This is a genomic window from Streptomyces sp. AA1529, assembly GCF_000280905.1.
Classification (GTDB): Bacteria; Actinomycetota; Actinomycetes; order Streptomycetales; family Streptomycetaceae; genus Streptomyces.
The window spans coordinates 109181-135524 of sequence record NZ_ALAP01000019.1 but is presented as its reverse complement, the minus strand read 5'-3'; the positions used below and the strand labels follow the sequence as shown (position 1 = coordinate 135524).

The 26344-nt window shown below is 72.4% G+C and carries 25 protein-coding genes and 4 tRNA genes; 15 read left to right on the top strand and 14 right to left on the bottom strand.

Annotated features, from left to right (window positions below):
* The first annotated feature begins 30 nt into the window (after nucleotides 1-30).
* Together A949_RS32655 and A949_RS0106070 are read left to right on the top strand one after the other, a co-directional pair.
* Entirely contained in the window at nucleotides 31-1014 is a 984-nt protein-coding gene (locus tag A949_RS32655; protein WP_019355111.1) for a phosphatase PAP2 family protein, read from the top strand.
* An 83-nt stretch (nucleotides 1015-1097) separates the two neighbouring features.
* Nucleotides 1098-2864 (top strand): bifunctional phosphatase PAP2/diacylglycerol kinase family protein, encoded by a 1767-nt coding sequence (locus A949_RS0106070; protein ID WP_019355110.1) that lies wholly within the window; start codon nucleotides 1098-1100, stop codon nucleotides 2862-2864.
* Nucleotides 2865-2968: 104 nt separating this feature from the next.
* Here the strand turns inward: A949_RS0106070 and A949_RS0106065 are convergent, their stop codons facing one another.
* Nucleotides 2969-3742: a CAP domain-containing protein gene (locus A949_RS0106065; RefSeq protein ID WP_026004384.1), complete on the bottom strand. Its 774-nt coding sequence runs from the start codon at nucleotides 3740-3742 to the stop codon at nucleotides 2969-2971.
* Between the two features lie 557 nt (nucleotides 3743-4299).
* On the opposite strand from A949_RS0106065, the gene A949_RS0106060 reads away from it, so the two are divergent.
* From A949_RS0106060 to A949_RS0106050, 3 genes are all read left to right on the top strand, one after another.
* Entirely contained in the window at nucleotides 4300-4635 is a 336-nt protein-coding gene (locus A949_RS0106060; RefSeq protein WP_019355109.1) for an ArsR/SmtB family transcription factor, read from the top strand.
* Entirely contained in the window at nucleotides 4636-5379 is a 744-nt protein-coding gene (locus A949_RS0106055) for a cation transporter (RefSeq protein WP_019355108.1), read from the top strand. It begins immediately after the preceding gene.
* Nucleotides 5380-5510: 131 nt separating this feature from the next.
* Complete coding sequence (locus A949_RS0106050; RefSeq protein ID WP_019355107.1) at nucleotides 5511-5846, top strand: YnfA family protein; 336 nt, start codon at nucleotides 5511-5513, stop codon at nucleotides 5844-5846.
* A 267-nt stretch (nucleotides 5847-6113) separates the two neighbouring features.
* Here the strand turns inward: A949_RS0106050 and A949_RS0106045 are convergent, their stop codons facing one another.
* Nucleotides 6114-6926: a class I SAM-dependent methyltransferase gene (locus A949_RS0106045; RefSeq protein ID WP_019355106.1), complete on the bottom strand. Its 813-nt coding sequence runs from the start codon at nucleotides 6924-6926 to the stop codon at nucleotides 6114-6116.
* 76 nt (nucleotides 6927-7002) lie between these two features.
* Between A949_RS0106045 and A949_RS0106040 the strand changes: the two genes are divergently transcribed.
* From A949_RS0106040 to A949_RS0106020, 6 genes are all read left to right on the top strand, one after another.
* Entirely contained in the window at nucleotides 7003-7722 is a 720-nt protein-coding gene (locus A949_RS0106040; RefSeq protein ID WP_019355105.1) for a GntR family transcriptional regulator, read from the top strand.
* A gap of 91 nt (nucleotides 7723-7813) precedes the next feature.
* Nucleotides 7814-8062 carry a hypothetical protein gene (locus tag A949_RS0106035; RefSeq protein ID WP_078565347.1) on the top strand — a complete coding sequence of 83 codons (249 nt, stop codon included), beginning with the start codon at nucleotides 7814-7816 and terminating at the stop codon, nucleotides 8060-8062.
* A 141-nt stretch (nucleotides 8063-8203) separates the two neighbouring features.
* A complete protein-coding gene (locus tag A949_RS38005) occupies nucleotides 8204-8371 on the top strand; it encodes a hypothetical protein (protein ID WP_158687556.1) in 168 nt (55 codons plus the stop codon).
* The gene (locus A949_RS38000) at nucleotides 8364-8621 is read left to right on the top strand and encodes a hypothetical protein (protein ID WP_158687555.1); all 258 of its coding nucleotides are present in this window, start codon (nucleotides 8364-8366) and stop codon (nucleotides 8619-8621) included. Before A949_RS38005 ends, A949_RS38000 begins: the two co-directional genes overlap by 8 nt.
* A complete protein-coding gene (locus A949_RS37995) occupies nucleotides 8618-8761 on the top strand; it encodes a hypothetical protein (RefSeq protein WP_158687554.1) in 144 nt (47 codons plus the stop codon). Before A949_RS38000 ends, A949_RS37995 begins: the two co-directional genes overlap by 4 nt.
* Before the next feature lie 382 nt (nucleotides 8762-9143).
* On the top strand, nucleotides 9144-9797 hold the full coding sequence (locus tag A949_RS0106020) for a class I SAM-dependent methyltransferase (protein ID WP_019355101.1): 654 nt from the start codon (nucleotides 9144-9146) through the stop codon (nucleotides 9795-9797).
* A 413-nt stretch (nucleotides 9798-10210) separates the two neighbouring features.
* Here the strand turns inward: A949_RS0106020 and A949_RS0106015 are convergent.
* The 4 genes from A949_RS0106015 to A949_RS0106000 form a co-directional block, all read right to left on the bottom strand.
* A tRNA-Lys gene (locus A949_RS0106015) sits at nucleotides 10211-10283 on the bottom strand.
* 113 nt (nucleotides 10284-10396) lie between these two features.
* Nucleotides 10397-12463, bottom strand: coding sequence for a DEAD/DEAH box helicase (locus A949_RS0106010; protein WP_019355100.1), 2067 nt, complete (start codon nucleotides 12461-12463; stop codon nucleotides 10397-10399).
* A gap of 592 nt (nucleotides 12464-13055) precedes the next feature.
* Entirely contained in the window at nucleotides 13056-13694 is a 639-nt protein-coding gene (locus A949_RS0106005) for a hypothetical protein (RefSeq protein WP_019355099.1), read from the bottom strand.
* Between the two features lie 211 nt (nucleotides 13695-13905).
* The gene (locus A949_RS0106000) at nucleotides 13906-14346 is read right to left on the bottom strand and encodes a metallopeptidase family protein (RefSeq protein WP_019355098.1); all 441 of its coding nucleotides are present in this window, start codon (nucleotides 14344-14346) and stop codon (nucleotides 13906-13908) included.
* A gap of 164 nt (nucleotides 14347-14510) precedes the next feature.
* On the opposite strand from A949_RS0106000, the gene A949_RS0105995 reads away from it, so the two are divergent.
* Entirely contained in the window at nucleotides 14511-16103 is a 1593-nt protein-coding gene (locus tag A949_RS0105995; RefSeq protein WP_019355097.1) for a metallophosphoesterase family protein, read from the top strand.
* 173 nt (nucleotides 16104-16276) lie between these two features.
* Nucleotides 16277-16349, top strand: a tRNA-Glu gene (locus A949_RS0105990).
* Between the two features lie 194 nt (nucleotides 16350-16543).
* On the opposite strand, the gene A949_RS0105985 is transcribed toward A949_RS0105990, so the two are convergent.
* A complete protein-coding gene (locus A949_RS0105985; protein WP_019355096.1) occupies nucleotides 16544-17209 on the bottom strand; it encodes a Uma2 family endonuclease in 666 nt (221 codons plus the stop codon).
* Between the two features lie 570 nt (nucleotides 17210-17779).
* Between A949_RS0105985 and A949_RS0105980 the strand changes: the two genes are divergently transcribed.
* Both A949_RS0105980 and A949_RS0105975 read left to right on the top strand, forming a co-directional pair.
* A tRNA-Asp gene (locus A949_RS0105980) sits at nucleotides 17780-17854 on the top strand.
* A 4-nt stretch (nucleotides 17855-17858) separates the two neighbouring features.
* Nucleotides 17859-17935 (top strand) — tRNA-Phe (locus tag A949_RS0105975).
* A gap of 373 nt (nucleotides 17936-18308) precedes the next feature.
* Here A949_RS0105975 and A949_RS32650 read toward each other — a convergent pair.
* The 7 genes from A949_RS32650 to A949_RS0105940 all read right to left on the bottom strand — a co-directional run bounded on the left by A949_RS32650 (nucleotide 18309) and on the right by A949_RS0105940 (nucleotide 26340).
* Nucleotides 18309-19403: a hypothetical protein gene (locus A949_RS32650; protein ID WP_158687553.1), complete on the bottom strand. Its 1095-nt coding sequence runs from the start codon at nucleotides 19401-19403 to the stop codon at nucleotides 18309-18311.
* A 476-nt stretch (nucleotides 19404-19879) separates the two neighbouring features.
* Nucleotides 19880-21334 (bottom strand): amidase, encoded by a 1455-nt coding sequence (locus A949_RS0105965; protein WP_026004382.1) that lies wholly within the window; start codon nucleotides 21332-21334, stop codon nucleotides 19880-19882.
* A 276-nt stretch (nucleotides 21335-21610) separates the two neighbouring features.
* Complete coding sequence (locus A949_RS0105960; protein WP_019355093.1) at nucleotides 21611-22381, bottom strand: MBL fold metallo-hydrolase; 771 nt, start codon at nucleotides 22379-22381, stop codon at nucleotides 21611-21613.
* A gap of 85 nt (nucleotides 22382-22466) precedes the next feature.
* Nucleotides 22467-23612, bottom strand: coding sequence for a hypothetical protein (locus A949_RS0105955; protein WP_019355092.1), 1146 nt, complete (start codon nucleotides 23610-23612; stop codon nucleotides 22467-22469).
* 167 nt (nucleotides 23613-23779) lie between these two features.
* On the bottom strand, nucleotides 23780-24778 hold the full coding sequence (locus A949_RS32645) for a cytochrome c biogenesis CcdA family protein (protein ID WP_019355091.1): 999 nt from the start codon (nucleotides 24776-24778) through the stop codon (nucleotides 23780-23782).
* Nucleotides 24778-25716 carry a DsbA family protein gene (locus A949_RS0105945; protein WP_019355090.1) on the bottom strand — a complete coding sequence of 313 codons (939 nt, stop codon included), beginning with the start codon at nucleotides 25714-25716 and terminating at the stop codon, nucleotides 24778-24780. Before A949_RS0105945 ends, A949_RS32645 begins: the two co-directional genes overlap by 1 nt.
* 108 nt (nucleotides 25717-25824) lie before the next feature.
* Entirely contained in the window at nucleotides 25825-26340 is a 516-nt protein-coding gene (locus A949_RS0105940; RefSeq protein ID WP_019355089.1) for a hypothetical protein, read from the bottom strand.
* Between the last annotated feature and the right edge of the window lie 4 nt (nucleotides 26341-26344).

Below are 26344 nucleotides of genomic sequence, written 5' to 3'. Positions count from 1 at the left end.
TCGCGCGCCAGCCGCAGGAGGAGCCCACCGATGAGCGGGCAGTTTTCCCTGGAGTCGACGGGAACCCCGGAGCCGTCCCGGCACGTGGCCCCGGCCGGAGCCCCCGAGCCGACCGGAGTCCTGGACCCCGTCCGGGCCCGGGAGCCGGCCGGAGTCCCGGACCCCGCCGGAGTCCTGCACCCGGCCGGAGGACCGGAAGCGCCCGAAGTCCCGGAGCCGCCCGGCTCCGGGACTCCCGGCGGTGCACAAGCGCACGAGCCCCTCGCCCCCGCCCGTATCCTCAAACGGCTGGCGCCCGTCCAGGCGCCGGTTCCCGCGGGGAGCGCGACGCGCCACCGCGGGAGCCGCGAACGTTCCCGGCGGCGGGCGGTGCGCTTCCTGCCGTGGAGCACGGCGCTGCTGGCCGGCCTGCTGGTGTTCGCCGCCACCTCGTTCCTGGTGCTCCGCGCCGACGCGGGCTTCCTCGACCGGCCGGTGCTGAACGCGCTGGTGCAGCACCGGTACGCCGCGGCCCTGCACGGACCGATGACGTACCTGACCCACGCCGCGGAAGGACCGCTGGTCATCGCAGCGGTACTGCTGGCGCTCTGGCTGTCGTGGCGGGACGCGTCCTGGCGGCCGCTGGTCCTGGTCGGTGGCTCGGCCGCGCTGGCCGTCGTGGCGGCGACCGCCGCCAAACAGGCCGCGTACCGCGCCCGGCCGCCCGCACGGCTGTGGGAGATCCAGGAGAGCGGCTTCGGCTTCCCCTCCCGGCACACGGTGCTCGCCACCGCCGTACTGCTCACCCTGGCCTGGGTGCTCGCCGAGCGGCTCGCCGGCCGCGCGGCCCGGGTCGCCCTGTGGACCGGGGCCGCCGTGTTGAGTCTGCTGGCCGGGATCTGCCGGGTCGCTCTCGGGGTGCACTGGCCCACCGACGTACTGGCCGGGCTGGCCCTGGGTACGGCGGTCCCGCTGCTGGTCGTCGGGGCGTACGCACTGTGTGAGACCGGCCGCTTCCCTCCTCCGGCACGCTGAGATCCGGTGTGTCCCGTGCGGCACTGGGCAGAAGAAGTTTCGCCCGTGACGTATGACGGACATGACGGAAGCGAGGGGCGCAGATGGAGACGCACCGCCACCGGGGCCCGCGTTCGGGTCCGGGCCGGGGCCTGGTCGGCGGTCTGGGCCGGGGCCTGGCCGACAGCGTGGGCCGGAGCCAGGGCTGGGCAGTCGGCGCAGGCATGGGTGCCGGCCGGGGCACGGGCGCGGGTGCGACGGGTGCCGGCGGGAGCGCCGAAGGAGTACGTGCCGCCCTCAGCAGGACCTTCAGTGCCTGGGACCGCTCCGTGTTCCGCAGCGTCGCCCAGCGCCACTGGCCGCGCGGCGAACGCGTACTGCCGCGGCTGAGCCGCACCGCCGACCACAGCAAGCTGTGGCTGGGCACCGCGGCGGCCATCGCGCTCTCCGGGGTGGGTGGACCCGGCGCCCGGCGCGGCGCCCTGCGCGGACTGGCGTCGGTCGCGGTGACCTCCGCGGTGGTCAACACCGTCGGCAAGGGCGCCTTCGGCCGCTCCCGTCCGCTGCTGGACGAGGTACCGGTGATACGGCGGCTCAAGCGGCTGCCGACCAGCACCTCCTTCCCCTCCGGCCACGCGGCCTCGGCGGCCGCGTTCGCCACCGCGGTGACGCTGGAGTCGCGCGGCTGGGGCGCCGCGGTGCTGCCGGTCGCCGCTTCGGTCGCGTTCTCCCGCGTCTACACCGGCGTCCACTACCCCAGCGACGTGCTGGCCGGTGCGGCCATCGGCACCGCGGCCGCCTTCGGGGTACGTGCCGTACTGGACGCACGGCGCCAGGTACCGCCCGCACAGCCCCTGGTGGAGGCTCCGGCGCTGCCCGGTGGGCGCGGGCTGTCGGTCGTGGTCAACCCCGGTTCGGGGTCGGCGGCGTCCGCACGCGAGATCGGCGAGGCCCTGCCCGAGGCCCGGGTGGTGCACTGGGATCCGGACGCCGAGGAACTGCCGGACCTGCTCGCCGAGCAGGCGCGGCGCGCGGCCGAGGAGGGCGGCGCGCTGGGCGTGTTCGGCGGCGACGGCACGGTCAGCGCCGCGGCCCGCGCCGCGCTGGCGCACCAGGTGCCGCTCGCGGTACTGCCCGGCGGCACCCTCAACCACCTCGCCCTGGATCTGGGCATCGGCAGCTGCGCCGACCTGGCCGGCGCGGTCGGCTCCGGCCACGCCATCGCCGTCGACCTGGCCCGGTTCGCCCCGCCGCACCGGTTCGCGCAGACCGCGGTGCGGCACGACGCCGGAGGGCGGGGCGCGGAGAGCGCCGAGACGCCCGAACCCGGCCACGAACCCGGCTACTTCGTGAACACCTTCAGCCTGGGCGCGTACGGCGACCTGGTCGAGGTGCGGGACCGCTGGCGGCACCGGGTCGGGCCGTGGGCGGCCGGGCTGGCCGCGGCGGTGCACGTGCTGCGCCACTCGCGCCCGTTCGAGGTGCGGGTGAACGGACGTCCGCAGTCGCTGTGGCTGCTGTTCATCGGCAACTGCTCGTACCACACCGTCGGCGGCGGCCCCGGCGGAGCGCGGCGCTTCAACCTCGCCGACGGCATGTTGGACATCCACCTCGTCCGGGCCGGACGCTGGGCCCGCACCCGGCTGGTGGCCTCGGCGCTCGCCGGGGTCCTGCACCGCTCGCCGGTCCACGCCGCCGCGCGCGGACGCCGACTGCACCTGGCCGGGATACCGGACGGCACGCTGTGCTCGTACGACGGCGAGACGGCGCCCGCGGCCCCGAGCCTGCTCATCGACAAGCCCGCCAGCCCGCTGACCGTCTACCGGCCCCTCCCGGCGTGGCTGAGCGGCTCGTCCCTGCCGGACGGCTGACAGCGCCGCCCGGAACGCGCAGGGTGCGCCGCTCGGAGACCGGCGCACCTCGGGCCGGGCCGGACCTGACTGGCCCGGCCCGGCGTCGGCCCCGCTGCGAGGGGTCAGCGACCGGTGCCGAAGTCCTGGGTCCAGTAGTGACCCGGCTGGGCGTGACCGACGCCGATCTCCTCGAAGTCGCAGTTCAGGATGTTGGCCCGGTGGCCGGAGCTGTTCATCCAGCCCTCCATGACGCTCTCGGGCGAGGAGTAGCCGTAGGCCACGTTCTCCCCGTAGGTGCTCCAGGAGTATCCGGCGCGCTCGATGCGGTCGCCGGGGGACGAGCCGTCGGACCCGGTGTGGGACATGTTCTTGTGCGCCGCCATGTCCTCGCTGTGGGCCCGGGCGGCCTTGGTCAGCTTGGCGTTCGCCGTCAACGGCTTGCAGCCGGCCTTGGCGCGCTCCTTGTTCACCAGCGCGAGGACCTGGTCCTCCGGACCGGAGGAACCGGAGGGTGCGGTCGGGGTGGTCGACGCGGGAGCGGTGGAGGCGGGAGCCGTGGGCTCGGTGGGGGCCTGCTTCGTGGGCTTGGCCGATGCGCCGCGGGTGGGGGCGGCCGTGGCGTGGTGGGACGGCTCGGAGCGGTCGCCGCGGTGCTCGGAACGGTCGCCGCGGTGGGTGAAGGTGCCGCCGCGGTGCTCCGCGTCGTCGCCGTCCCGGTCCGCGGCGGCGTGGCCGCGGTGCCGCGCGGTCGACTCGCCGGCGGCCTGGGAGCCCTTGTCGTCCTGCCGGTCCAGGCAGGCCATGGCGACCGAGGGCACCCCCAGGGCGGCGACGGCGACTGCTCCGACGACTATCTTCCGGCGGTGCTTCCGTTTGCTGTTGCGGTGCTTGCTCATGCCTGACCTCATTCGTGATCGCGCGGCACGCCCTCTCCCCCTTGGTCCGGCGAAGCGCACGCCATGGCGTGCACGTGCCACCGGGGGCGTCTTGCAGGGCGACATTCTTAGACCCGCCGAAGTCGGGGAGCAACACGCGTTCGGCCCCCGCGAGGTGCGCGGCGGCGGCACCCGGCTTGCGGTGCGCGGCAATGCGTGCTGGTGCGCCTTCACCTGTCCTCGACAGAGCTGTCACACCGTCAGAACACCTGGTTACGGGCACCGGGACACCTCGGTCCGCGAAACCATCCGGACCGGAGCACACATGTCCAGCAGAGCGCCGGAAACACTCCTATGTCGGCCAGGAGGTATCGCCCCGCGCATACCTTTTGATCCACGAGACGCTGTGATGGACGTCATGTCATGAAGAGGTGTGAGGCGCCTCCATGGTCGGCGAACGGCGCCTCGCCTCTGCCGAGTTCACCAGGGCCCGGCGCCGCACCGAAACAGGGGGCTTCCACGGCGAGCACCTCGATTCAGGATTCCCTGAATTCAGCTTCCTGTGTACTATCTGGCAGGTGCTGACACTCGCTGCCGACATCGACGTGCTGGCGCGGTTCGGCCGCGCCCTGGCCGACCCCATCCGCTGCCGCATCCTGCTCGCCCTGCGCGAGGCCCCGGCCTACCCCTCCGAACTCGCCGACACGCTCGGGATCTCCCGCACCCGACTGTCGAACCACCTGGCCTGCCTGCGCGACTGCGGCCTGGTCGACACCGTCGCGGACGGCCGCCGCACGCGCTACGAACTCGCCGACGCACGCCTCGCGCACGCCCTGGACGACCTGCGCACCGCCGTCGTCGCCGTCCACACGGACCGCACCTGCCCGGACGCCGCCGAGCAGGGCTGCTGCTGAATGGCCGCGACATCCCTCGGCCCCGGCCCGGACCGCCGCGAAGCCCTCACCCGCCGCATCCGCCTCCTGGTCGGCGCGACCCTCGCCTACAACGCCGTCGAGGCCGCCGTGGCGCTCACCGCCGGGAGCATGGCCTCGTCCACGGCGCTGATCGGCTTCGGGCTCGACTCCGTCATCGAGGTGTCCTCCGCGGCGGCCGTCGCCTGGCAGTTCTCCGCCCGCGACCACGCCGACCGGGAGGCCCGCGAACGGCACGCCCTGCGCGTCATCGCGGTCTCCTTCTTCGCCCTGGCGCTCTACGTCACCGTCGACTCGCTGCGCGCCCTGACCGGCACCGGCGAAGCCGGCCACTCGCTCCCGGGCATCCTCCTCGCCGCCCTGTCCCTGGCGGTCATGCCGTTCCTGTCCGCGGCGCAACGCAGAGCCGGGCGCGAACTCGGCTCGGCAACCGCCGTCGCCGACTCCCGGCAGACCCTGCTGTGCACCTACCTCTCCGCCGTCGTCCTGCTGGGCCTGCTCGCCAACTGGCTGCTCGGCTGGACCTGGGCCGACCCGGTCGCCGCCCTCGCCGTCGCCGCCCTCGCCGTCAAGGAGGGCCGCGACGCCTGGCAGGGCAAGGGCTGCTGCGCACCCGCCACCCCGACCGCGGCACCCGACGCCGAGAAGCACTCGGCCCCCGACGCCACCGGCAAGCGCCCCGCACCCGACGCCTGCGGCTGCGGGCCGGGATGCGCCTGCTGCTGAGCCACGCCCCGGCCCTCCCCGGCGCCCGCACGACCACGGGGGACGGCGCACCGGGCCGAGGCCCGGTCCAGCCGCCTCCCGCCCGGCGAGCAGCCCGAAAACGTCCCCTCCCGACCAGTAAGGTGCCTGCCGTGCTCGTCGCCCGCTCCCTCGCCCTGTTCGCCGTCGCCGCCCTCTTCGAGATCGGAGGAGCCTGGCTGGTGTGGCAGGGCCTGCGGGAACACAAGGGCTGGCTCTGGATCGGCGCGGGCGTCGTCGCCCTCGGCCTGTACGGCGTCGTCGCCACCTTCCAGAGCGACGACCACTTCGGCCGCATCCTCGCCGCATACGGCGGCATCTTCGTCGCCGGCTCCCTCGCCTGGGGCATGGTCGCCGACGGCTACCGCCCCGACCGCTACGACATCACCGGCGCCCTGATCTGCCTCGCCGGCATGGCCGTCATCATGTACGCCCCCCGCGGCCGCTGACCCCTCGCGGCGACCCCGCCGCAACTCCCGGCCGTCGGACGGCCGACGCCGACGGCGAGCAGGGCCCACTCGGGCCTGCCTCCCCGGAAGGCTATCGCCTGCGGGCTCCGGGCTGGGGCCCGGACGCGTCGGCGGACCGCCACGACGGCACCCCCGACACGAGCGCCACGAGCGCCAGTGTGGAGTGCCAGACCGCCGTGTTCCTCGACCGCAAGCGATGGTGAGTCGAGCCCCGCTGCCTTCAGGTGGTGGAGTTCCTTGGCATGACTACGCAGGACGTCGTCCGACAGCGAGCAGATGCGAGCTGGCGGCCAACAGATCCGAATAGGGCTCGGCCATCCGTGCTGCCGTCAACGCTGACTCGAACAACCCCGACCCGATCACCGACTCTCCGGTGTACTGCTCAGTGGCCTTGAGCATGGCCCAGGTCGGACCCTCGACCCCGAACACCCGGGTGTCCTCGAACCCGGCCTCGGTGACTTCGTCGCGCAGCTCAGCGCCACTGTGGAAGTAGGCCGCAGTGAAAGATTTCTTCCCGTCGTGAATGCGGCTGGCAAGGATGCTCTCGATGCTGCGTCGGACGCCGCCCTTGTAGAGATGCGCGAAAGCCGTGTGCTCGAACAACGAGGCGTAACGGTTGATCCCGGCGGCGGCGATCAGGCCGCCCGGTCGCATCACCCTGTATGCCTCGGCGAGTGCTGTGTCCCGATCGCTGCGCTCAAGCAGGTGGTAGAGCGGACCCAGGACCAGGACAGCGTCGTACTTCGCGTCCGGCTCGCGCAGGTCACGAGCGTCACCCAACTCCGCGTTCGTGGCCACCTGCCGCGCGGCATCGACGTGGCGCGGCACGGGATCGACGAGGTTTACCACGTAGCCGTCCTTGACCAGCCACCGGGCATGGACACCCGGCCCCCCGCCCACGTCGAGGACAGCGGCCGGCGCAAGCGGCAGGTGGCGACGCAGCAACTCTTGGGTGCGCAGCATCTCCAGGCGGCCGTCCGCCGAGGCCGACAGTCGCACGGACTCATCGACGGTGGACTCGTAGAAGGTCATGACCTCGGGTGCAAGCTCTGCGGACATGACGGCATTCTGGTCCCGCCGTGGCCCTCACATAAGACCGTAGGGGGCAGAAATCTAACCGGTTAACCTGTCAGCTATGCCACAACTGAAGTACGAGCAGATTGCGGACCACCTGCGAGCGCGCATCACCGAGGGCGAATTCAGGCCCGGCGATCTACTGCCGTCTGGGCGTGACCTGTGCGAGCAGTGGGGCGTGTCTCGCGCCACCGTCGTCAAGGCCATGGACGTCCTCCGCAATGACGGCGTGGTCGTCGCACGACAGGGGTCCGGCTTCACCGTGGTGGAAACACCGGTCGCCCGACCTGCTGGGCGTCGCGGCGTGGGGCCTCGCGTCTCCGGCGGGCGCCCGTTCAAGCGTCTGGGTATGCCCTGCAAGGAAGTCCCGCCAGCCCGCATCCGGGACGCGCTACACCTGGAACCCGAGACGTGCGCGCTGCGCCGTGACCGCATGGTGCTCCTCGACGAAGGAGAGCCGTACACACTGGTCAGTGCCTGGTTCCCGGCGGATATCGCCGATGCCTGCCCGCGTCTTGCCCAGGAGGGCCCGATCGCCGAGGGCACGACGCGGTACGTGACGCGTGAGACCGGCCGCGCACCGATCCGCGCCGCAGACATCTACACGGCGCGTCTGGCCACCTCGCATGAATGCACGCAGCTGGGCCTGCCACATCCGACCGCCGTGGCTGTCACCCTCCATACCGCCTACGACCAGGACGATCGGCCACTGGTTTGCGAGGAGGGCGTGACAGGCGGGGAGTTGTGGGAGCTGACGGACGACTACTCGATGGAGTCGTAGTGCTACGACAATCTTGACTGGACCGGTCCACCGGTCCAGTCTGTGAGTGACGCCGGACTCACAGACTGGACCGGAACCCATGGCTACACCTATGCCCGAAGACACTCGGCCGCCTAAACGCGGTGACTACGTGGTGGACGAGGCCACCCGGCAGACCATGCCGCCGGAGCCCGCGTGGGTGGGCCGGGTGCAGACCGTCCTGGACGCCGGGCACGTCCGGCTCGTCACCCCGCACGGCGCGGAGTGGACGGCCCGGGTCGAGAACCTGACCGAGGCCGAGGCATCCCAGCGGGCCGCCTACGACGCCGCGGTCCCCCACCGCGTGGGAGCCCGGCGGTGAGCCGGCTGCGCCTGCGCGTCTCCCGCGACGGCGGCCGCACCTGGACCCCACGGCGCACACTCCGCGGCGGCGGACGCACCCCCGTCAGCTCGACGTGGCCGCCCTGCGCATGTCCGCGCTGCCGACCAGGGGACGCCCGCCATGCCGACTGAACCCGCAACGTCCACGGCCCGCCGCGGCACCTGGTACGGCGCCTGCCCGCGGTGCAGGAAGCCGCTCAGCCCCGCGTCCGACACCGACGGCCACGGCCGCGTCGTCAGCATCCGCTGCCACGACTGCGACTCCCCGAAGGACAAGCCCCGTGCCTGACAACCCCGACAGCCCCGTCCAGTCCCTGCGCCGGCACGGACGGCTGGACGTGAGCCGCTGCGTGCGGTGTCACCGCTCCGGAACGGTGGTCGTGTTCGAGACCTCCGGGGGCAGCGGCGGCAGCCTCGAAGGGGTCCCCGGCTCCGGGCCGCTGACGGGCCGCCTCTATGCCTGCGAGCCGCACGCCGACGAGATCGCCCGCGAGGACGCAGCGCGACGAACACGCCGCCCATCCGGGAGGACACCATGACCAGCAAACGGCGAGCGTTACGGCGCAGTGTGATCCGCCGCACCGGAGTCGCCCTGCCGGACCAGGCAGGCAACCGGGCGCAGCGCCGGGCAGCCGAGCGCGAGCAGCGCAAGCGCCGGCAGGAGGACGACGAGACATGACGCCACTGCGACGGGTTGCCCAGTACGCCGGGCCGCTGTACGCGGCCACCGTGGTCACCTCATGCGTCGCCGCCGTGGCCCTGGCACTCGCCGGGCAGCCCGCCCGATGAGACCCCCCGCCCCGGTGAGCCGCCGCGCAACGGCTGCCATCCAACACGCGCCGGTCACCAGGGGCGAGAACAACCCAACGCGGCGACGGCACCGTGCTGCGCACCGCCGACGCCCTCCGTGAGAACGGCTTCACTCCGGACGAGGAGCTGTGGGCCGTCGACGGGGCGAACTGCTCGCCCTGCGACGACAAGTCTCCCGACAGCCACTGACGCCCGATACAGTGCCCGCCCCGGTGGCATCCGGGCGGGCATGCCGCTGAAAGGACACCCACGTGCCGGTACCGCACGACATCGCCGCCGAGACAGAGCTGTGGAACAGCTACGCCGAGTCCGCCTTCGACCCGGCGGCCGAGCCCGTCTTCCGCTGGACCCAGTACAAGGACCACGGCCCCGGCCCCGAACTCCTCGGCACCCCCTCGACCGCACTGGAGATCGGATGCGGCACCGGCCGCGCAGCGGCCTACCTCGCCCTGCACGGGGTGCAGACGACCGGCCTGGACCTCTCACCGGTCATGGTCAAGAAACTCACCGAACGATGGAGCAGCACCAACGCGACCTTCGTACAGGGCGAAGTCCTCGAACACCTCGCCGCCACCGAGGACACCTACGACGCGATCTACTCCATCTTCGGCTGCGCCTGGTTCGCCGACCCGGGCCGCCTCTTTCCCCTCGTCCGGGCCAGGCTCAACCCGGGCGGCGTGTTCGCCTTCTCCCAGCCGCCGGCCATCCCCGGCGCCTACGGACCCCAGGGCATGTACAAGGGCGGCTTCGCGGGGCCGGCCATGTTCACCTACCGCTACAGCTTCCGGCCCGCGGTGTGGAAGCGGCTGCTGCTCCGGGCAGGTTTCGAGACGGCGGAGGCCGAGATCCTCGGCCCGCGCGACCCCGGCCATATCGGCACGCTCCTCGTCACTGCCCGCGCTTGATCGTCCTGGCCGCCCTTGCCCCCCGTCGCGGACGGCCAGGGTTCAGTCCCGCACGAGGTCGGAGAGGTCGGCCCCGACCGCGTGGGAGATCTCGACCAGCCAGTCGAGTCGGGCGCCGATCAGGCCCAGCTCGATGCGGTAGATGGTCTTGCGGTCGAGGCCGACCTGTTACGCCACGTCCTCCTGACTCAGGTTCGCGTGGGGCCGGGCCGCCCGAATGCGCGTGCCGACTCGATAGCGGGCGGCGAGAGCGCGGTCGGCGGCTCCTCCATGTTGCGCGCCAACACTCAGGCGGGGAACGGCAGACGACCCTGCCCGCACGTTCGGGCCGGCAGCGGGCCGGCAAGCGATCACTACGCCCCCGTATACCCGAAAGGCCCCAGGCCAGAAGTCTCTGACCTGGGGTCCGTCGGTAGGCCGTGTGGGACTCGAACCCACAACCAATGGATTAAAAGTCCACTGCTCTGCCAATTGAGCTAACGGCCCGCACCGAGCAGCATAGCCCGGAGGCCCGGCGGGCTTCGAAGGCATTCGGGGTTGAACGCCTTCGAAGCCGTGTTCGGGCACGCGTTCGGGAGGGCCGGGGCCCTCACCGGGCGTCAGCCGTTGCGCTTCCAGCGGGGCTTGTCCGCGCGGCGGTCCGGGGTGCGGGCGCCGTTGCGGCTGGGGGCGTGGGAGCCGCCGGAGCCGCCGGAGCGGCCGTGCGGACGCCGGTCGTCGCGGTGGTGCGGGCGGTCGCCGCCGCGGAAGCCGTCCCGGCGGAAACCGCGGTCGCCGCCCTCGCGGCGGTCGTCGCGGCGGACGTCGTCACGGCGGAAGCCGCCACCACCGGAGCCACCCCGGCCACTGTCACCGCGGCCGCCGTCGCCGCGTCCACCGTCCCGGCGGTCCCGGTCCCGGTCGCGGCCGTAGGGGCGCTCGTCCCGGTCACGGTCCCGGCGGAAGCCGCCCCGGTCACCGCCGCGGTCGTTCGGACGGCGGTCGCCGCGCTCCCGGTCCCGGCGGTCGTACGAGGAGCGTCCGCCGCGGTCGCGGTCCTGGCGCTCGCGGTCGGCCCGCTCGCGGCGCTCGGCCTCCGCCTTCGCCTCGCGGCGTGCCTCCGCCCGGGCTTCCTCGGCGGCCTGGGCCGCCTCCGCCTCGGCGGCCGCCGCCACGGCGGCGTCCGGGTCCTCGCCGCGCTCCCGCGCCGCACGGGCGGTCAGCAGGGTGGCCTCCTCGCGGAGTTCCGCGGCGCGCTGCTGGAGCTTCTCGAGCTGGCGGTTGAGCTTCTTGGCCTCGCGCTCGGCCTGTCGGGCCGAGTTGGCGGCGGACTCGGCCTGCACCTCGGTCAGCGACCGTGCGCCGGTGATGCGGGCCACATCGTCGTCGAAGACGTCGCCGCGGCCGATGATGTGCCGCGAGGCGTCCACGCCCGCGTCCTCCATCAGCCGGAAGATCTGCCGCCGCTGGTGCGGCAGGGCCAGCGAGACGACCGTCCCGGACTCGCCCGCGCGTGCCGTGCGGCCCGAACGGTGCAGGTAGTCCTTGTGGTCGCCGGCCGGGTCGACGTTCAGCACCAGGTCGATGCCGTCGACGTGGATGCCGCGGGCCGCGACATCCGTGGCGACCAGGACGTTGACCCTGCCGTCCTTGAAGTCCGCCAGCGTGCGGGTGCGCGCGCCCTGCGTCATGCCGCCGTGCAGCGCGTCGGCGGGCACCCCGGCCTCACGGAGCTGCTCGGCGACACGGTCCGCACCGAGCTGGGTGCGCACGAAGATGATGGTGCGGCCCTTGCGGGCGGCGATGGCGGTGGTGACCGGCGCCTTGTCGCGCGGCTTCACGACCATCACGTGGTGGGTCATGGTCGTCACCGCGCCCTGCGCCGCGTCCACCTCGTGCAGCACGGGGTCGACGAGGTAGCGGCGGACCAGGGAGTCGATCTCCTTCTCCATGGTGGCGGAGAAGAGCATCCGCTGGCCGCCCTCGGGCACCAGGTCCAGGATCTCGGTGACCTCGGGAAGGAAGCCCAGGTCGGACATCTGGTCGGCCTCGTCGAGGATGGCCGTCTCGACGTCGTCCAGCGAGCAGGAGCCGCGGTTGATCAGGTCGCGCAGCCGGCCCGGGGTGGCGACGAGGATGTCGACACCGCGTTCGAGCGCGGAGATCTGATTGGCCATCGAGGTGCCGCCGCAGACGACCTTCAGCTTGAGGCCGAGGGTGTCCCCGTAGGGCTGCAGCGCGTCGGAGACCTGCATCGCCAACTCGCGGGTGGGCGTGAGGATGACGCCGCGCGGGCGCTTGCGCTGGGTGCGGCCCCCGTGCAGCCGGGCGAGCAGCGGCAGACCGAAGGAGAGCGTCTTGCCGGAGCCGGTGCGGCCGCGGCCGAGCACGTCCTCGCCGGCCAGCGCGTCCGGGATGGTGGCGGCCTGGATGGGGAACGGCGCGGTCACACCGTTCTGGGCGAGCTTGCGGACGACGGCCTCGGGGAGCCCCAGGTCGCCGAACGTGATCTGCGGCTCGGCGGCCTCGGCGGCCTCGGCGGCCTCGGCGGCCGATTCCGGCGATGCGTCGACCGATTCGGGGGTCTCAGGGGTCTCGGGAGCCGCTGCGGCGACCGTCTCAGCGGTCGGCTCGGTCGGCTCGGGGAAGTCCTCGGGCCGTACGGCGGCAGGGGTGGTGACAGACATGCGAGTTGCGACAACCTTCCGGAGTCATTCGGCACGCGCCCATAACTCCGTGAAATTCGCAAAGAACCGCCTCGATGCGGTCAGCCACGGCCGGAGAGAACGCGCCACACGGCGCGCTGTACTGATGGCGCCGGGCAAATGGGATCAAACGATCTACCAGCATACGCGGCCCTGGGAGCAACACGCAAACGGGCTCCTGGCCACGATCCCCCCGGTCACCGCCCTCCCGCCTCCCCGGGGCCCCGACCCCGGCCGCGGGTCCGGCTTCCGGCCTGGCCGGGCAGCCGGCCGGACGCCCGGCTGGAAGCAGGGGACCCCGGGCTGCTGCGGGCCGCTGCTGGGGGGCGCGTGGACCGCTTCCGAGTGCTTGTGGGCACTTGTGGGTGCTTGCGGGTGTTTGCGGGGTGCCGGGGTGGCTCCCGACAGGACGCAGGCGTCGAGCGGGTGCCCCGAGCACGCGGCGCTCGATCGGCACTGAGGCCGCACTGGGACGCCGGGCCACCGAGCCCCTGAGCCACCGAGCCGCTGTCCGACCGTGCGGCGCGCGGCTCCCGCCCGGCCGGGTGCGCTCGCGCAGGCGGAACGGGCATGCTCAGGCCGGACTGGGCTGGACCCGGCGGGCGAAGGGGTCGGAGCCTCCGCTGGGCGAGGCCGTGGTCCGGGTCGGCGAGGGCTCCGGATCCGGCTTGGTCGGCGTCGGGCTGGGCGAGTCGGTCGGCGTACCGGAACCGCCGTCGTGGCCGCCTCCGGCCCCGCCCGAACCGTCGTGGCCCCCGGTCGGGCCCGGCCCGGGGCGGGTCCCGCCGCTGCCCGACGACGAGCCGGACGAACCGGAGCCCTTGGAGGATCCGGTGTCCTCATCCGAGCCGTCTCCGTCCGAGCCGTCCCGCTTCTCGGAACGCTCTTCGTCGTCCTGCTCGCCGCGCTTCGCGTGCTTGCCCTTCTTGTCCCGCTCGTGTTCCCGGGTCTTGCGCCCGTCGGTGCCGCCGTGCGCCCCGCCGTGGGCATGTCCCCTGCGGTAGGCCGTACCGTCCAGCCCGCCCTCCGGCTCGGTCGCCCCACCGTCGTCGTCGGCCCTGCTGCCCACCGGCACGGTGCCCTCGCCCGCGTCGTCGGCGCCCTGCACCGTCATACAGCCGGTGAGGGTGGAAACCGCCGCGAGTATCAGGGCACCCGCGGCCGTCCGGGCGACGACTGCGGGGCTGGGCACGGCGGTACGGGCTCGGCGCACGGCGGGACCTCCTGCGCGGGACTACAGCGGGACTACAGGCGAGTGCCGTGCCCAACTCCCCATCACCCCAACAGGTCACGCCGCGCGACGCCCACGGCGCCCGGCACGGCGCACGCGCGACCGCCGAGCGCTGCCCGGGGCGCCCCCTGTCGCCCCCGGCCTCGCGTCCCGTCCCGACACGACATGCCACGCCACGCCACGCCACGCCACGTCAGCCGTAGCCGAGGGCGTGCAGGCGCTCGTCGTCGATGCCGAAGTGGTGCGCGATCTCGTGGACGACGGTGATCTCGACCTCCTCCACGACCCCCTCCCGGCCGTTCCGGCCCGCCCGGCCACTCTCCGCTTCGTGACCACCCGTGGCGTCCCCGGTGCCCCCGGTGCCCCCGGTGTCCCGGCCGCCGGTGGCGGATTCCCGCTCGACCATGCGCAGGGTCGGCCCCCGGTAGACCGTGATGCGGTCGGGCAGCACACCCGCGTACCACTCGCCGCGTTCGGTCAGCGGCGTCCCCTCGTAGAGTCCGAGCAGCTCCGGCTCGCCCGCCGGAGGCTCGTCCTCCACGAAGACCGCGACGTTGTCCATGAGCCTGGTCAGTTCGGGCGGTATCCGGTCGAGGGCCTCTGCCACCAGCTCCTCGAACTCCTCACGCGTCATCTCCAGCACGTGACCATTGTCGACCCGCGACCCCGCCCGGGCAGCAGCACGCGCACCAGGTTCCTGCGGAACCGGTCCCGCAGCCGGCCGCGGCTGGCCCCGGGCCGTCGAGCGCCCGGCCCGCTCGCGGCATAGGACGCCCCGCAAGGGGCATACGCGCCCACATGGCCAGCGTTGTCGCCAAACCGTCGCGGATCGCGAAGGAATGGTTCGGACAGGTCGCCGACCGGCTCGCCCACCGGTTCGCCGCCACCACCCGGCGCTCCCACCGGCGTGCCGCGGGGCTGGTGCTCGTGACGCTGCTGGGGGCCTGGCTGGGGCTGCTCGCCGTGGGCAGCGTGCGGGAGCCGGTGGGACCCGTCGACACGACGATGACGCTGCGCCCCTCCTTCAGCGGCGGCACCAAGATCAATGTCGCACCGCTGGGAGCGCTGGCGCTGGACAGCCACACGGCGCCGCTGCGGCTGGACGTCGACGTCGACGAACTCGACCAGGAGCGCGCCTCGGCCCTGGTGGACCACCCGGAGCGGATCGAGGGCCTGCAGGACGAGATCTCGGACGACGTCCGCTCGGGCGCGCTCGACCTCGGCGTACGCTCGGCGGTCGCGGTGCTGACCGGCTCCTGCGCGCTGGCCCTCGCCGTCTACCGCAGGCCCCGCCGGGCTCTCGCGGCAGGCGGGCTCTCCCTCGCGCTGCTGGTGGCCTGCGGCGCGACCGCGGCGCTCACCTGGAACCCGAAATCGGTGCTGGAGCCGAAGTTCTCCGGGCTGCTGGCGAGCGCCCCCTCGGTGGTGGGCAACGCCCGCAGCATCGCCACCGAGTTCGACGTCTACCAGCAGGAGCTGGCGCGGCTGGTCACCAACGTCACCAAGCTCTACGACGCGGCATCCACCCTCCCCGCCTACCAGCCGGACCCCTCGACCACCCGGGTGCTGCACGTCTCGGACATCCACCTCAACCCCGCCGCCTGGCACATCGTCCGGTCGCTGGTCGAGCAGTACAAGATCGACGTGATCATCGACTCCGGCGACACCATGGACCATGGCACGGCCCCCGAGAACGGCTTCCTGGAGCCCATACCGGATCTCGGCGCCCCCTATGTGTGGGTCCGCGGCAACCACGACTCGAAGACCACCCAGCAGGCCATGGAGGAACTGGCCGGCACGTCCCCCTCGAAGGTGCACGTGCTGGACGGGGGCGAACCGGTCGACGTCGCCGGGCTGCGGATAGCGGGCTGGGGCGACCCGCAGTTCACCCCGGACCGCTCGGTCGCCGCCGAGGGCGACCCGGCGGAGCGGACGGAGGGCCGCAGGCTGGCCGCCGCGCTGCGCTCCCAGCGGGCCGCCGGCTCCCCGGTGGACATAGCAGTGGGCCACAACCCGGTACTGGCCGAGCAGACCGACGGCCTCGTCCCGCTCGCCCTCGCCGGCCACACCCACAACCGCAGCACCCGGGTGCTGCCGCACGACACCCGGCTGATGATCGAGGGCTCCACGGGAGGCAGCGGACTGCGCGCGGTCGAGGGCGAGACGCCGGACAAGGTGCAGGCGTCGGTGCTCTACCTGGACCGGGACAGCAAGCGGCTCCAGGCATGGGACGAGATCGACCTGGGCGGCCTGGGGCTGTCCAAGGCGGAGGTGTCCCGCCACCTGCCGGAGGAGGTCGAACCGGGCTCCTCGCCGTCGTCGCCGTCGCCGTCGTCGCCGTCGCCGTCGTCGCCGAGCCCGACCGGCACGAGCCCGGCGACGGGCCGCTGACCGTGCGGGACGGGCAGGGCGGAGCGCCGGACCGCCGACCGTGCGACCCGGTACGGCGAACCGCCCCGCACACCGCTGTCGGGGCCCGGCATATGTTTTGGCGAACGGTCCGTGCATCCCATATGCTGCCCGAGCCTGCTGAAGCGCTGTTCAGGCGCACGGTCGGCGGTTTCGCCCTCATCGTCTAGTGGCCCAGGACGCCGCCCTTTCAAGGCGGTAGCACGGGTTCGAATCCCGTTGGGGGCACCTTTCTCAGCCCCTCTGAACTGCGAATACGCGGTCGGAGGGGCTTTTTTTCGTGCTGCCGTGCCGACTCGGCTGTGCGGCCATGGGGCATCCGCGGCCCAGTTTCCGGCGACGGGGAACTCCCCCCGGCTCCGCATGCGACCCCGGCGAACGTTTCCAGGGCAGCCCCACGACACCACCTGGCCGGCTCGGCACTACTGGAACGCCAGGTCTTCCCAGGGGACACTCAGGGCGAAGGGCTCGGGGAACTCGATGCCGAGGCCGTCCGGCTCCCACTCGCCGACGGCTACGTACACCGAGGGGCGCAGCGGCTTGACGGCGAGCCCGGACCGGTCGATAGCGACCAGCTCGTACGCCCGAACGGAGGTGACGTCCCAGGTCGCGCTCGAGTCGAGCTCGATCTCCCAGTACCAGGGGATGGCCGCCTCCGCGTAGCGGTCCATCTTCCACTGCCGGCGCCTGGGGGTGTCCGAGCCGGAGAGCACCTCGCCCACAAGGACGGTGTCCGTGGCGAAGGTGTCGGCTCCACGGGGCAGGCAGCGGCGGACCATGAAGTCAGGGGTGAGGAAGCTGGACTTGTCGGGCGTGAAGAAGACATTGGTCTCCACCTCGACCTGCCAGCAGCGCTCGTCCCTGCCGCTGCTCTCTCCCCGCATGGCGCGGCGGGCCGCGTCCTCGAGCGCGTTACGCATGCGCACGGCGAAACGCTGGTGCTCCAGCGGGCCGCGCCTGTTCCACACGACCCTGCCCTGCCAGAGCTCGATCCCCTCGGCGACGTCGTCCGGAAGCTGCTGAAGTTCTTCCCAGCTCAGCATCTCGGGGGGCTGGAATTCAGGCCCCTCGGCCGCGCCCGCTGACATGCCGCCTCCACTGTTCGCGCTGCTGCCCCGAAGTCAACGTAGCGGACCCGGTACGCGCCGGAAAGCTACTCCGTGCAGCTCGGGCGGCCTGCCGGGCTTCCCCGCACCCCATGTGCTTGACGTGGCTGGAGTTACACGAGCAACGATCGCGGGGTCGTGCTGACACATCAGCACGGGTACCGGATCGAGCGAGACACAGCCGGATCGGGGCGGAGCGAAACGGCCCCACTCATCCGGCTTCGCCACATTCTCGCAGGTCAGCGAGGTAACGATTTCGGGTTCGAATCCCGTCGGGGCACCTTCCTCAGCCCCTGAACTGCGAAAACGCGGCCGGAGGGGCCTTATTTCGTACTGCCGTGCCGATACGGGGGCCTGCGCGGTCCAGGTTCCGGCGACGCGGAACCTTCCCCGACTCCGCAGACGACCCGGTAGCTGACGGTTCGGGGCAGCCCTCGGGGTCTGTTACTCTTTTCCGGCGACGTCACCCCAGCTGGGGAGCGTTCCAAGCCCCGGAAACGCGGTTGGGAACACACGTCGCACTGTGCGAGACTGTAGCTCGCACAAACGCTTGGTCCTGTGGAGCAGCTTGGAGTGCTCGCCACCCTGTCAAGGTGGAGGCCGCGGGTTCAAATCCCGTCAGGACCGCTGCGGCTGGGTAGCTCAGTTGGTACGAGCGTCCGCCTGAAAAGCGGAAGGTCGCCGGTTCGACCCCGGCCCCAGCCACCACCGTGAAGTGGGAAAACCCCCTGTCGGACTCATCCGGCAGGGGGTTTCTCGTGCTGTGACATCACCGGCCGGCCCCAGTGCGGCCGGCCGCTGCGGGTCATGTGGGTGAGAACACCGGGGCCGCCGCCCAGGAGGCGTCCGACCTGCAAGCGGAGAATCCTTGCCCTCGTAGGTGAGGATACTTCGGTGGAGGAATCCGGGAAAAGCAAGCACCGGCAGTGTCCGGATTCCCGGGAGGAATCAGGCGCCCAGTGCGGCAAATTCCATGACATATTGCGACGCCCCAGGAGCCCTGGCACATTGTGCGGACAGTCGAGCGTCAATTCTTCGAGGCTGCCCGCTCCATGCGGTGGCAGTTGTCGACGCGACGGGGTCAGGCATCGATCCTTTCCTCCTCCTCGCGTGCACGGTGGGTCTTGGAGTTGCCGCCCGTGCTGAGGACCGACTGGGCCTGGTTGTCGACGAGGTGCGTGAACAGCTGTTGGGCATATCCGAAGACGATGGCCCAGGCGATGATCTGACCCGGCGAGTCCAGATCGGTCAGCCCCGGAATGAATGCACCCCGCATCAGAAGAATTCCCAGAACTGCCGTCAGCGCTCCGGTGGGCAGCTTGAGAAGTGCGAGGGTGAGGGGGACCCCGAATGGCGTGGTGGTGCCTCTCATACGTCGCAGAGTCACGGTCGCCGCGATGCAGGCAGCCACGAGACCCACCAGTTCGACGGCGAGGTAGTCCGCCGGGCGGGTCGTTTCCGCCACGATCTTCCTGGTCTCCTCGACACGGGCGGGATCCTTCGGGAGGCGTGCCATGTCGAGCGGGCACACTGCCAGGCGGCCCACGCCGGATTGTTCCGGCGTGAAGCACAGCGGCAGCGCGCCACGGCCGACTCCCCCCAGGACGGCCACGGCGATCGCGATGGCGGTCAGCCCGAGCATGACCCACCAGACGATGTAGACGAAGCTGCGCACCCGCATCTTCTCTCGGATGTTGAGCTGCCGGGCCGCGCCCATGGCATCGAGCAGGGCTTCACGGGCCTCCTCGTCCAGGGCGCCTCCCTCCGACACCCGTTGAGTGATCCTTTCCACCCTGGTGCGCCGCGGATCGTCGGGCCGGAGATTCTCACGCACGAAGGCGAGTGCCCCGGGCAGCATCGGTACTACATCGTTCAGTTCCGACAGCCGCAGCAGGATGTTGTGTGCGGCGTCGAGGTGAATCTGCCCCACGATGACATGGGATGCATTCTTGTATCTGCCTGAATGGCGCTCTGAAATTTTTTCCTCGGCCAGGCGCAGTTCATCCCGGGCATCCGAGAGGAGTTTCCCTTTCTTGCTGTCCGGGTTCACCGCCTTCGCATCAGCTGCCTCTCTGTCATCCAGAATCGCGCGCAACTCGCTGACGCGCGCCCGAATGCCCTCGCGAAGTTCCCATGAACCCGCTTCGGCCCTACGGCAACTCAACCAGTCCTTCATGGCGTGATTGTGTCGCCCGGATTCTCTCGCCCGCGCACCGACACGCTTGCGGCCAGGCGGCCGGTGGTATCTGCCCTTTCTTGCTTCTGGCCGACGGGCAGTTCACCTCGTCCTGGCATGCATGCATCCGCAATGTGCCCTTCCCGACCTCATGCCAGTGCTGCTCCTCGGCCTGCTGTCGAGCGCTGACATCCGGGCTGGAAAGGGCTCAGCGCTCCGGCAACTCCCAGGGCGCGAACCCGCGGTGCACAGCGCTGCCTCCGTCGCGGCCCGGTCGACGCCGCACCGATCGGGCTCCGCCCACCCGGTGGCCTCCCGCAGCAACGCCACCCACCCGACACCGGGCGGGCGGGTGAACGCGCGCTGGGCGAGCGTCACCACCCGGCGCGGACCATCGGCGGTGGCCGTCACGCCGTATCCGAACCAGTGCAGGGACAAGGCTCGCTGTCACCGCGGAATTCGGGCACCGACGTTGGTCACTGCCCCGGTGCCCGGAAGCCGCCGATCTTCTGCTCCAGCAGTTCGGCCAGCCGCAGCGGGGTGCGGTCCTCGAACATCGGACCGACGAGCTGCACTCCCACCGGCAGCCCCTCGGGGGACGGGCCCGCCGGTACGGCGGTGGCGGGCAGGCCGGGCATGGTGGGCAGACCGGCCCAGACCAGCTGGTCGAAGTACGGGTACGCGGTGCCGTCGATGTCGATCCGGCGTTCCCTCGGGTCGGGGTGGTGGTCGTGCGGGAACGCGGGAGACGGCGTGATGGGGCACACCACCACGTCGAACTCGGCGAAGAACCGGCGCCAGCCGCGGCGGTGCAGCTCGCGTCGGTTGTTCGCCTCGAGCCAGTCGCGGTGGCTGAACACCATGCCGCGCAGCACCGCGGCATCGAGGCTCCGGTCGTCCGCGCTCAGCGCGGCGGCGCGAGTCCGCAGCTGCTCGTACTCTTCGACGGGGAAGTGCGCAGCGGACCCCGAGAACAGCAACTGCCGGTAGAGCATCGCGGCTTCGGTCAGGTCCGGCAGCAGCGGGCTGCGCCGTTCGACGCGGGCGCCGCCGTCCGCGAGCGCGTCGGCGACCCGGTGCACGCCCGCCCGCACGGCGGACCCGGTCGGAATCAGCGGATGGTCGTCGAGGACCAGGACCCGGAAGTCGCGGAGCCGTTCGTGGCGTGCGGGCGGCAGCGTCAGATGGTACGCGGCACCGGAAGTCAGCGGGTCCGGTCCGGCCATGACGTCGAGCAGGAGCGTGAGGTCGCGGGCGGTGCGCGCCATCGGCCCGACGACGGCGAGGTCGTGCTCGACCGGCAGGGCCGGCCCGGGCGGCGGGACCATGCCGCGGGTCGGCGCCAGCCCGAGCGTCGGCTTGTGCGCGTGGATGCCGCAGAAGTGCGCGGGGGTGCGCAGCGAACCGGCGAGGTCGGAGCCGATGGACAGCGCGCCGAATCCGGACGCCAGGGCAGCCGCCGAGCCGCCGGAGGAGCCGCCCGACGTACGGCGGTGCTCCCACGGGTTGTTGGTGGTCCCGTAGATCTCGTTGAAGCTCTGTATGTCCTGCAGCCCCAGGGGCACGTTGGTCTTGCCGAGCACCACCGCACCCGCGGCCCTGAGCCGCGACACCTGCACCGCGTCCTCGGACGGCACATGGTCCCGGTGCTGCGGCATCCCCCAGGTCGTGGGCAGCCCGGCGATGTCGTAGGACTCCTTGACCGTCACCGGAACGCCCAGCAGCGGACGGTCCGCACCGCGGGCGCGGGCCTGGTCGGCATCGCGCGCTGCGGCCCGTGCACGGTCGAAGTCCGGCACACAGATGGCGTTGATCGCGGCGTCGTCCCGTTCGATACGGGCGATGGCCTCGTCGGTCAGCTCCGCCGAGGTCACGTCACCGGCGCGCAGAGCAGTCACGAGTTGTTCGGCTGTCCGAAAATTCCACTCCATGAGCGGGACCGTATGGGTCTGTGGAAGGGGGCACGAAATGCCGCTTGGCACAACGGGGACGGACGAACTCCTCGTGCTGTGCGGCGGGGCCGGCGCGGAATTCGGCGGGAGGTCGCCGATTCGCCCCCCTACTCCCCGGCCGGCCCCCCTCCCCCCTGACCAGGGAATCAGCGGAAACAGGGACTCAGGGGGACTCAAGGGGCACACGGCCCCCGCCGACAGTCCGCGGCGCGGGCCGTTCGCTTGTCGGCCCCTCCGGTGATCCGAGTGCCGGGACTAGCCGACCGGGAAAGTGGCGCCGGGTGCGGCATGGTCGACCGGGCCGGTGAACCGGGCCGAGGCGCGGGTCACCGCCTGCTGCGGGGTGAGGGACCGGCCGACATGGGTGACGATCAGCCGCGCCGCCCGGGCCGCGGTGGCCGTGTCGCCGGCGTCTTCGGGCGTGTGGTGCACCTGCGGACCCTCGGCCGGCACCTGGGCGCTGTCGGCCTCGCACAGCAGCACGTCGCATCCTGCGGCCAGTTCCGCGAGGTTCGCGCAGGGCGCGGTGTCCCCGGAGTAGGCCAGCGTCCGGCCCTCGGCCTCGATGCGCACGGCGAAAGCCGGGATCCCGTGCTCCACAGCACGGCTGGTCATGGTGAGGGCGCCGGCCCGCGCCCGGTGCCCGTCATCCAGCTCGTGGACGGCGAAGGCGGACTCGACCGGGCTGCGGTTCGCGCTGTTGGTGAGGAAGTGGGCCAGCCGGTCGGCGATCCCGGGCGGCCCGTACAGGGGGATGGGCGCGGCAAGCCGGACATCCGCGAACAGCGCCGCGTAGTAGGCGGTGAGCAGGTCCGCGCTGTGATCCGCGTGCAGGTGCGAGATCCAGATCGCGTCCACCTCGTCGAGCCGGACGTGACGCTGCAACTGTGCCAGCGTCCCGCTGCCCGCATCCAGCCAGACGCGCGTGCCGCGGCCGGACACCAGGTAGCCGGAGCAGGCGTTGTCGACGCTCGCGTAGGGCGTGGCGGATCCCAGGACGGTGAGGCGGAGGACATCGTTCGTCACCGCAGGAGTCTATAGAACACCTGATCCATGCGTATCGGCATTTCGGCCGGTGCCGGGGGCCGGCGGATCCGGGGTCGAGGCGAGGTCAGGACGGGGCCGCGGCGTGGGCCGGGGCGCGGTCCCGGCCGCCCGGGTGGCGGTGGCGCCAGAGCCAGAAGACGGTGCAGGAGACCAGCGCCCAGGCGGCGAGGACCAGGTAGGGCTGGACGAGCTGGTGGTCGGCGAAGTAGACGGCGGTGTGCTGGGCGTTCACCGAGGCGCCGGGCGGCAGCCAGCGACCGATCTCGCCGAGTGCCGAGGGCAGCAGCGGCCAGGAGACCGCACCGCCCGACGACGGGTTGCCCAGCAGCACCATCACGCCCCAGGTCGGCAGCATCGCCCAGCGGCCGATCAGCGTGTTGAACATGGTGAAGACCATCCCGCTGGTGAACATCGTCAGCGCCAGGATCAGCCAGGAGTGGACGAACGGGAGGTCCAGCGCGCCGAGTCCCCAGTCGACCACGGCGGCGATGACGAATCCGCCCAGGAGGGCGTAGGCGGCGGTGTAGGCGATCCGTTCCGGCGGGTTGAGGGCGCGGGCGTGGACGCTGAGCTGGATGGCCCCGACGAAGCCGATGATGACGGCGGCGAGCGAGATGTAGAAGATCGCCAGGCCACGCGGGTCGCCCGCGTTCAGCGGCTTGAGATCGCGCACCTGTACGGGGACGCCGAGCGCTCTGCCGACCTTCGGTCCCGCCGTGCTGAGCAGTTCGGCCACCGAGGCGCCGGACGCGCTCGACACATCCAGCTCGACGCCCTTCGGCCGCTCCACGCGCATGATCGCGAAGACCTGCTGGGCCTCGACGGCGTGCTCCGCCGCCGCCTGTGTGTCGTAGTGGCGCAGCTCCAGCGAGGAACCCAGCGCCTTCTCCATGCCCTGCACGAACGCGGCACGGTCCCGATGGCCCTCCGGTTCGCCCACGACCGCGACCGGTACATGGTGCGGGGTGGGGTTGGCCATCGCGTACGTGTACGACCCGGCGAAGAGACCGGCGGCCGCGGCGAGGATCAGCACCAGCACGGTGGCGGGCAGGAAGGGCGAGTCCTTGAAGTCCTGCCACATCCGGGCGGCGGTGCGCCGCGTGCCACCGTGCCGGCCCGGCCGGCCGCCGCCCTGCTCGCTGCGGGGGTGGCGGGTCCGGTCGGGGCTGGGGTCCGGTCGGGGCTCGGACCGCTCGGGTTCCTCGCTCATGCCTGCACACTATGCGGGCACAAGAGGCATTCCACTCTTTCCGCCTCGCGGCACCCCTGGCCGTGCCCCCGGCCGCACCCCTGGCCGCGCCCCTGACCGCGCCCCGGACCGCACGGCTCCGCCCGCTTCCGCTCGCACCGGTCGGAGCCGGTTCCCGCCGGTTCCCGCTATGCGCCCGCGGGTGGCCGGGTGTCCGCGCGTGCCGCCGCCGCGTCCGGGTCGGGCCGCACCTCCGGGTCGGACCGCCCGTCCGGGGCGGGCCGGGTGGCCGGGTCCGGCCGCGGCCCGGCGTCGGCTCCGGCTTCCGGGTCCTGCTGCGCACCGGCGTGGAGGCGGACGCGGCGGCGTGCGTGCGCCGTACGGACGCCGCGCGCGGCACCCACCGCGGCCGGCACCAGCAGCAGCACACCCAGCAGCACGCTGTCGGGCACCGCGTCACCCACCCGGCGGGCCCAGTTCTCCGCGGCGAAGGCACCGTCCACGTCCGAGAGGCCGGGCAGGCCCGACGCACCATCGAAGGCGAGGAAGAGGACTCCGAGGAGGACGAAGAAGAAGCCGGAGAGGAGCGAGGTGGTGTGCAGCCGGAACCGTCCGCCGACCACCAGCTCCCTTCCGCGCAGCCACCGCCGCCGCCCCAGGTCGAATCGCTCCCACAGCAGCGCGAGCACGAACAGCGGTACGGCCATGCCCAGCGCGTACACGGCCAGCAGCACCCCTCCGTAGACGGGGTTGCCGTGCACGGCCGCCACCGTCAGGACGCTGCCGAGGATGGGCCCGGCGCAGAACCCGGCCAGGCCGTACACCGCCCCGAGCGCGTACACGGAGAGCGCCGTCGTGGGCCGGATGCGGCCCGACACCTCCTGCAGCCGGCGCGGGGCGAAACCGAGACCGATCACCTGGGCGACTCCGAGAGCGATGATCAGCCAGCCGCCGGCCGAGACCAGCAGGTCCCGGTGGCCGTAGAAGAGCCGGCCGGCGAAGGCGCCGGCCGCGCCCAGCGGAACCAGCGTCGTGGCCAGTCCGAGGTAGAAGATTCCGGTACGGGCCGTCAGCCGGCCGGCCGAGTCGACGGAGTAGGCGAAGAACGCGGGCAGCAGCAGCGCGCTGCACGGGCTGAGCAGGGCGAGGAGGCCGCCGAGGAAGGCGGCCAGGTATCCGACGTCCATCAGTCCCGGTCCCCGCCCGCGCCGGGCTTGCCGGACTCCCCGGACTTCCCGGACTTCCCGGCTGCCGCCGCCGCGCGTTCGATCGCGTCGGTGAACACCTCGTCCGGCTGTGCCCCCGCGATCGGCTGACCGTTGACGAGGAAGGCGGGGGTGGCCGCGGCACCCAGTCCGTACGCCTCGGCGCGGTCCTTCTCCAGCAGTTTCCTGGCGGCCCCGCTCGCCCGGTCGCGGTCGAAGCGGTCGAGGTCCCGCACACCGGCCTGCCCGGCCAGCTCGCGCAGGTGCCCGTCCTCGAAGGCGTTCTTCTCGTTGCCCTTGTCGGCGTAGACGGCGTCGTAGAACTGCCAGAAGCGGCCCTGCCGGCCCGCCGCGTACCCGGCGAGAGCAGCGCGCTCGGAGCCCTCGCCGAAGACGGGGAAGTTGCGCCATTCGATGCGCAGCAGCCCCTTGTCGACGTACTTCTCGACCAGCTTCGGCTCGGTGTCCCGCGCGAACTTGCCGCAGAACGAGCAGCCGAAGTCGGCGTACTCGATCAGTACGACGGGGGCGTCCGCGGCCCCCCGCGCGAACGGGTCGTCCGCGTTGCGGCGGGCCAGCTTCAACAGCGCCGGGTCGCCGGCCGCGGTGTTGTCGGAGCGTTCCTCGGCGGTGGCGTTGCCGGAGTCGCCTCCCGCACGCGGAGCGGCGGTGTCCCCGCCGACGGCGTACTGCGACAGCCAGCCCGCCAGGAGCGCCGCGACGGCGACGAGCGCACCGATGACGACCCCCTTGCGGGAGCGGACCGGCGCCGGGGACTTCGGAGCCGGTTTCGGCTTGGGCTCAGATTTCGACTTCGGGTCCGGCGTCGGCCTCGGGTCGCGGTCCGGGGAAGCGGCGGACCCCGACGGCTCGGACGGTTCGGACGGTTCGGTGGGGCTGCTTGGGTCGGTCGAGGGCATGCGGACGTCTCCTGTCGCGGTTGCGGAATGCTGCGGTCCGGAACCGGCACGGAAACCGGCGCGTCCGCACTGTGCGGACGCGCGGGGGCACCGCGCCGGCGGGCGCGGCTACACGCGCAGGACGGAGAGTTCGACGGGAGTGGGGGGCGGTATCGGCGCGGGACCGCGCACGGGCGGTCTGGCGTGCGCCGCCCCGATCGCGCTGTGCGACTGCGGGGTGAGGCAGGCCGGGAGCGCGAGGGACAGGAGTTGCCGGCTGCCGACAGGCGCTGCCGGAAGCGCGCCGCCCCCGCCCTTCGAACGGTGGCAGTGCTGAGGGTCCGCGTCGGTGGAAGCGGGAGTGGAAGCAGAAGCGGAGGCGGGAAGCGCGCGGTCGGCGGCCGACGCGGCGGCGTACCGCACCGCCTCGGCCGCGTACGGCACTTCCGGTCCGGCGGCGTACGGCGCGGCCATCGCGGTCCGCGCCACCGGGGACGCCTCGCCGGCACCGGCACCGGCGGATTGCGCACTGCGCGCGCCGGCGAACTGCACGGCCCCGCACAGTGCCAGCAGCAGCGCCATGAGGACGGCGGGGACGACGGCGGCGGCCCGCCGCGTGCCCCGTACCGTCTCTGCGCCATGCATGCGG

Excerpts from the sequence above, each read along its gene's own strand:
- A949_RS32655 (WP_019355111.1), top strand. The coding sequence starts at position 31 with ATGAGCGGGCAGTTTTCCCTGGAGTCGACGGGAACCCCGGAGCCGTCC.
- A949_RS0106070 (WP_019355110.1), top strand. The coding sequence starts at position 1,098 with ATGGAGACGCACCGCCACCGGGGCCCGCGTTCGGGTCCGGGCCGGGGC.
- A949_RS0106065 (WP_026004384.1), bottom strand. The coding sequence starts at position 3,742 with ATGAGCAAGCACCGCAACAGCAAACGGAAGCACCGCCGGAAGATAGTC.
- A949_RS0106055 (WP_019355108.1), top strand. The coding sequence starts at position 4,636 with ATGGCCGCGACATCCCTCGGCCCCGGCCCGGACCGCCGCGAAGCCCTC.
- A949_RS0106045 (WP_019355106.1), bottom strand. The coding sequence starts at position 6,926 with ATGTCCGCAGAGCTTGCACCCGAGGTCATGACCTTCTACGAGTCCACC.
- A949_RS0106040 (WP_019355105.1), top strand. The coding sequence starts at position 7,003 with ATGCCACAACTGAAGTACGAGCAGATTGCGGACCACCTGCGAGCGCGC.
- A949_RS0106035 (WP_078565347.1), top strand. The coding sequence starts at position 7,814 with ATGCCCGAAGACACTCGGCCGCCTAAACGCGGTGACTACGTGGTGGAC.
- A949_RS38005 (WP_158687556.1), top strand. The coding sequence starts at position 8,204 with ATGCCGACTGAACCCGCAACGTCCACGGCCCGCCGCGGCACCTGGTAC.
- A949_RS37995 (WP_158687554.1), top strand. The coding sequence starts at position 8,618 with ATGACCAGCAAACGGCGAGCGTTACGGCGCAGTGTGATCCGCCGCACC.
- A949_RS0106010 (WP_019355100.1), bottom strand. The coding sequence starts at position 12,463 with ATGTCTGTCACCACCCCTGCCGCCGTACGGCCCGAGGACTTCCCCGAG.
- A949_RS0106000 (WP_019355098.1), bottom strand. The coding sequence starts at position 14,346 with ATGACGCGTGAGGAGTTCGAGGAGCTGGTGGCAGAGGCCCTCGACCGG.
- A949_RS0105995 (WP_019355097.1), top strand. The coding sequence starts at position 14,511 with ATGGCCAGCGTTGTCGCCAAACCGTCGCGGATCGCGAAGGAATGGTTC.
- A949_RS0105985 (WP_019355096.1), bottom strand. The coding sequence starts at position 17,209 with ATGTCAGCGGGCGCGGCCGAGGGGCCTGAATTCCAGCCCCCCGAGATG.
- A949_RS32650 (WP_158687553.1), bottom strand. The coding sequence starts at position 19,403 with ATGAAGGACTGGTTGAGTTGCCGTAGGGCCGAAGCGGGTTCATGGGAA.
- A949_RS0105965 (WP_026004382.1), bottom strand. The coding sequence starts at position 21,334 with ATGGAGTGGAATTTTCGGACAGCCGAACAACTCGTGACTGCTCTGCGC.
- A949_RS0105955 (WP_019355092.1), bottom strand. The coding sequence starts at position 23,612 with ATGAGCGAGGAACCCGAGCGGTCCGAGCCCCGACCGGACCCCAGCCCC.
- A949_RS32645 (WP_019355091.1), bottom strand. The coding sequence starts at position 24,778 with ATGGACGTCGGATACCTGGCCGCCTTCCTCGGCGGCCTCCTCGCCCTG.
- A949_RS0105945 (WP_019355090.1), bottom strand. The coding sequence starts at position 25,716 with ATGCCCTCGACCGACCCAAGCAGCCCCACCGAACCGTCCGAACCGTCC.
- A949_RS0105940 (WP_019355089.1), bottom strand. The coding sequence starts at position 26,340 with ATGCATGGCGCAGAGACGGTACGGGGCACGCGGCGGGCCGCCGCCGTC.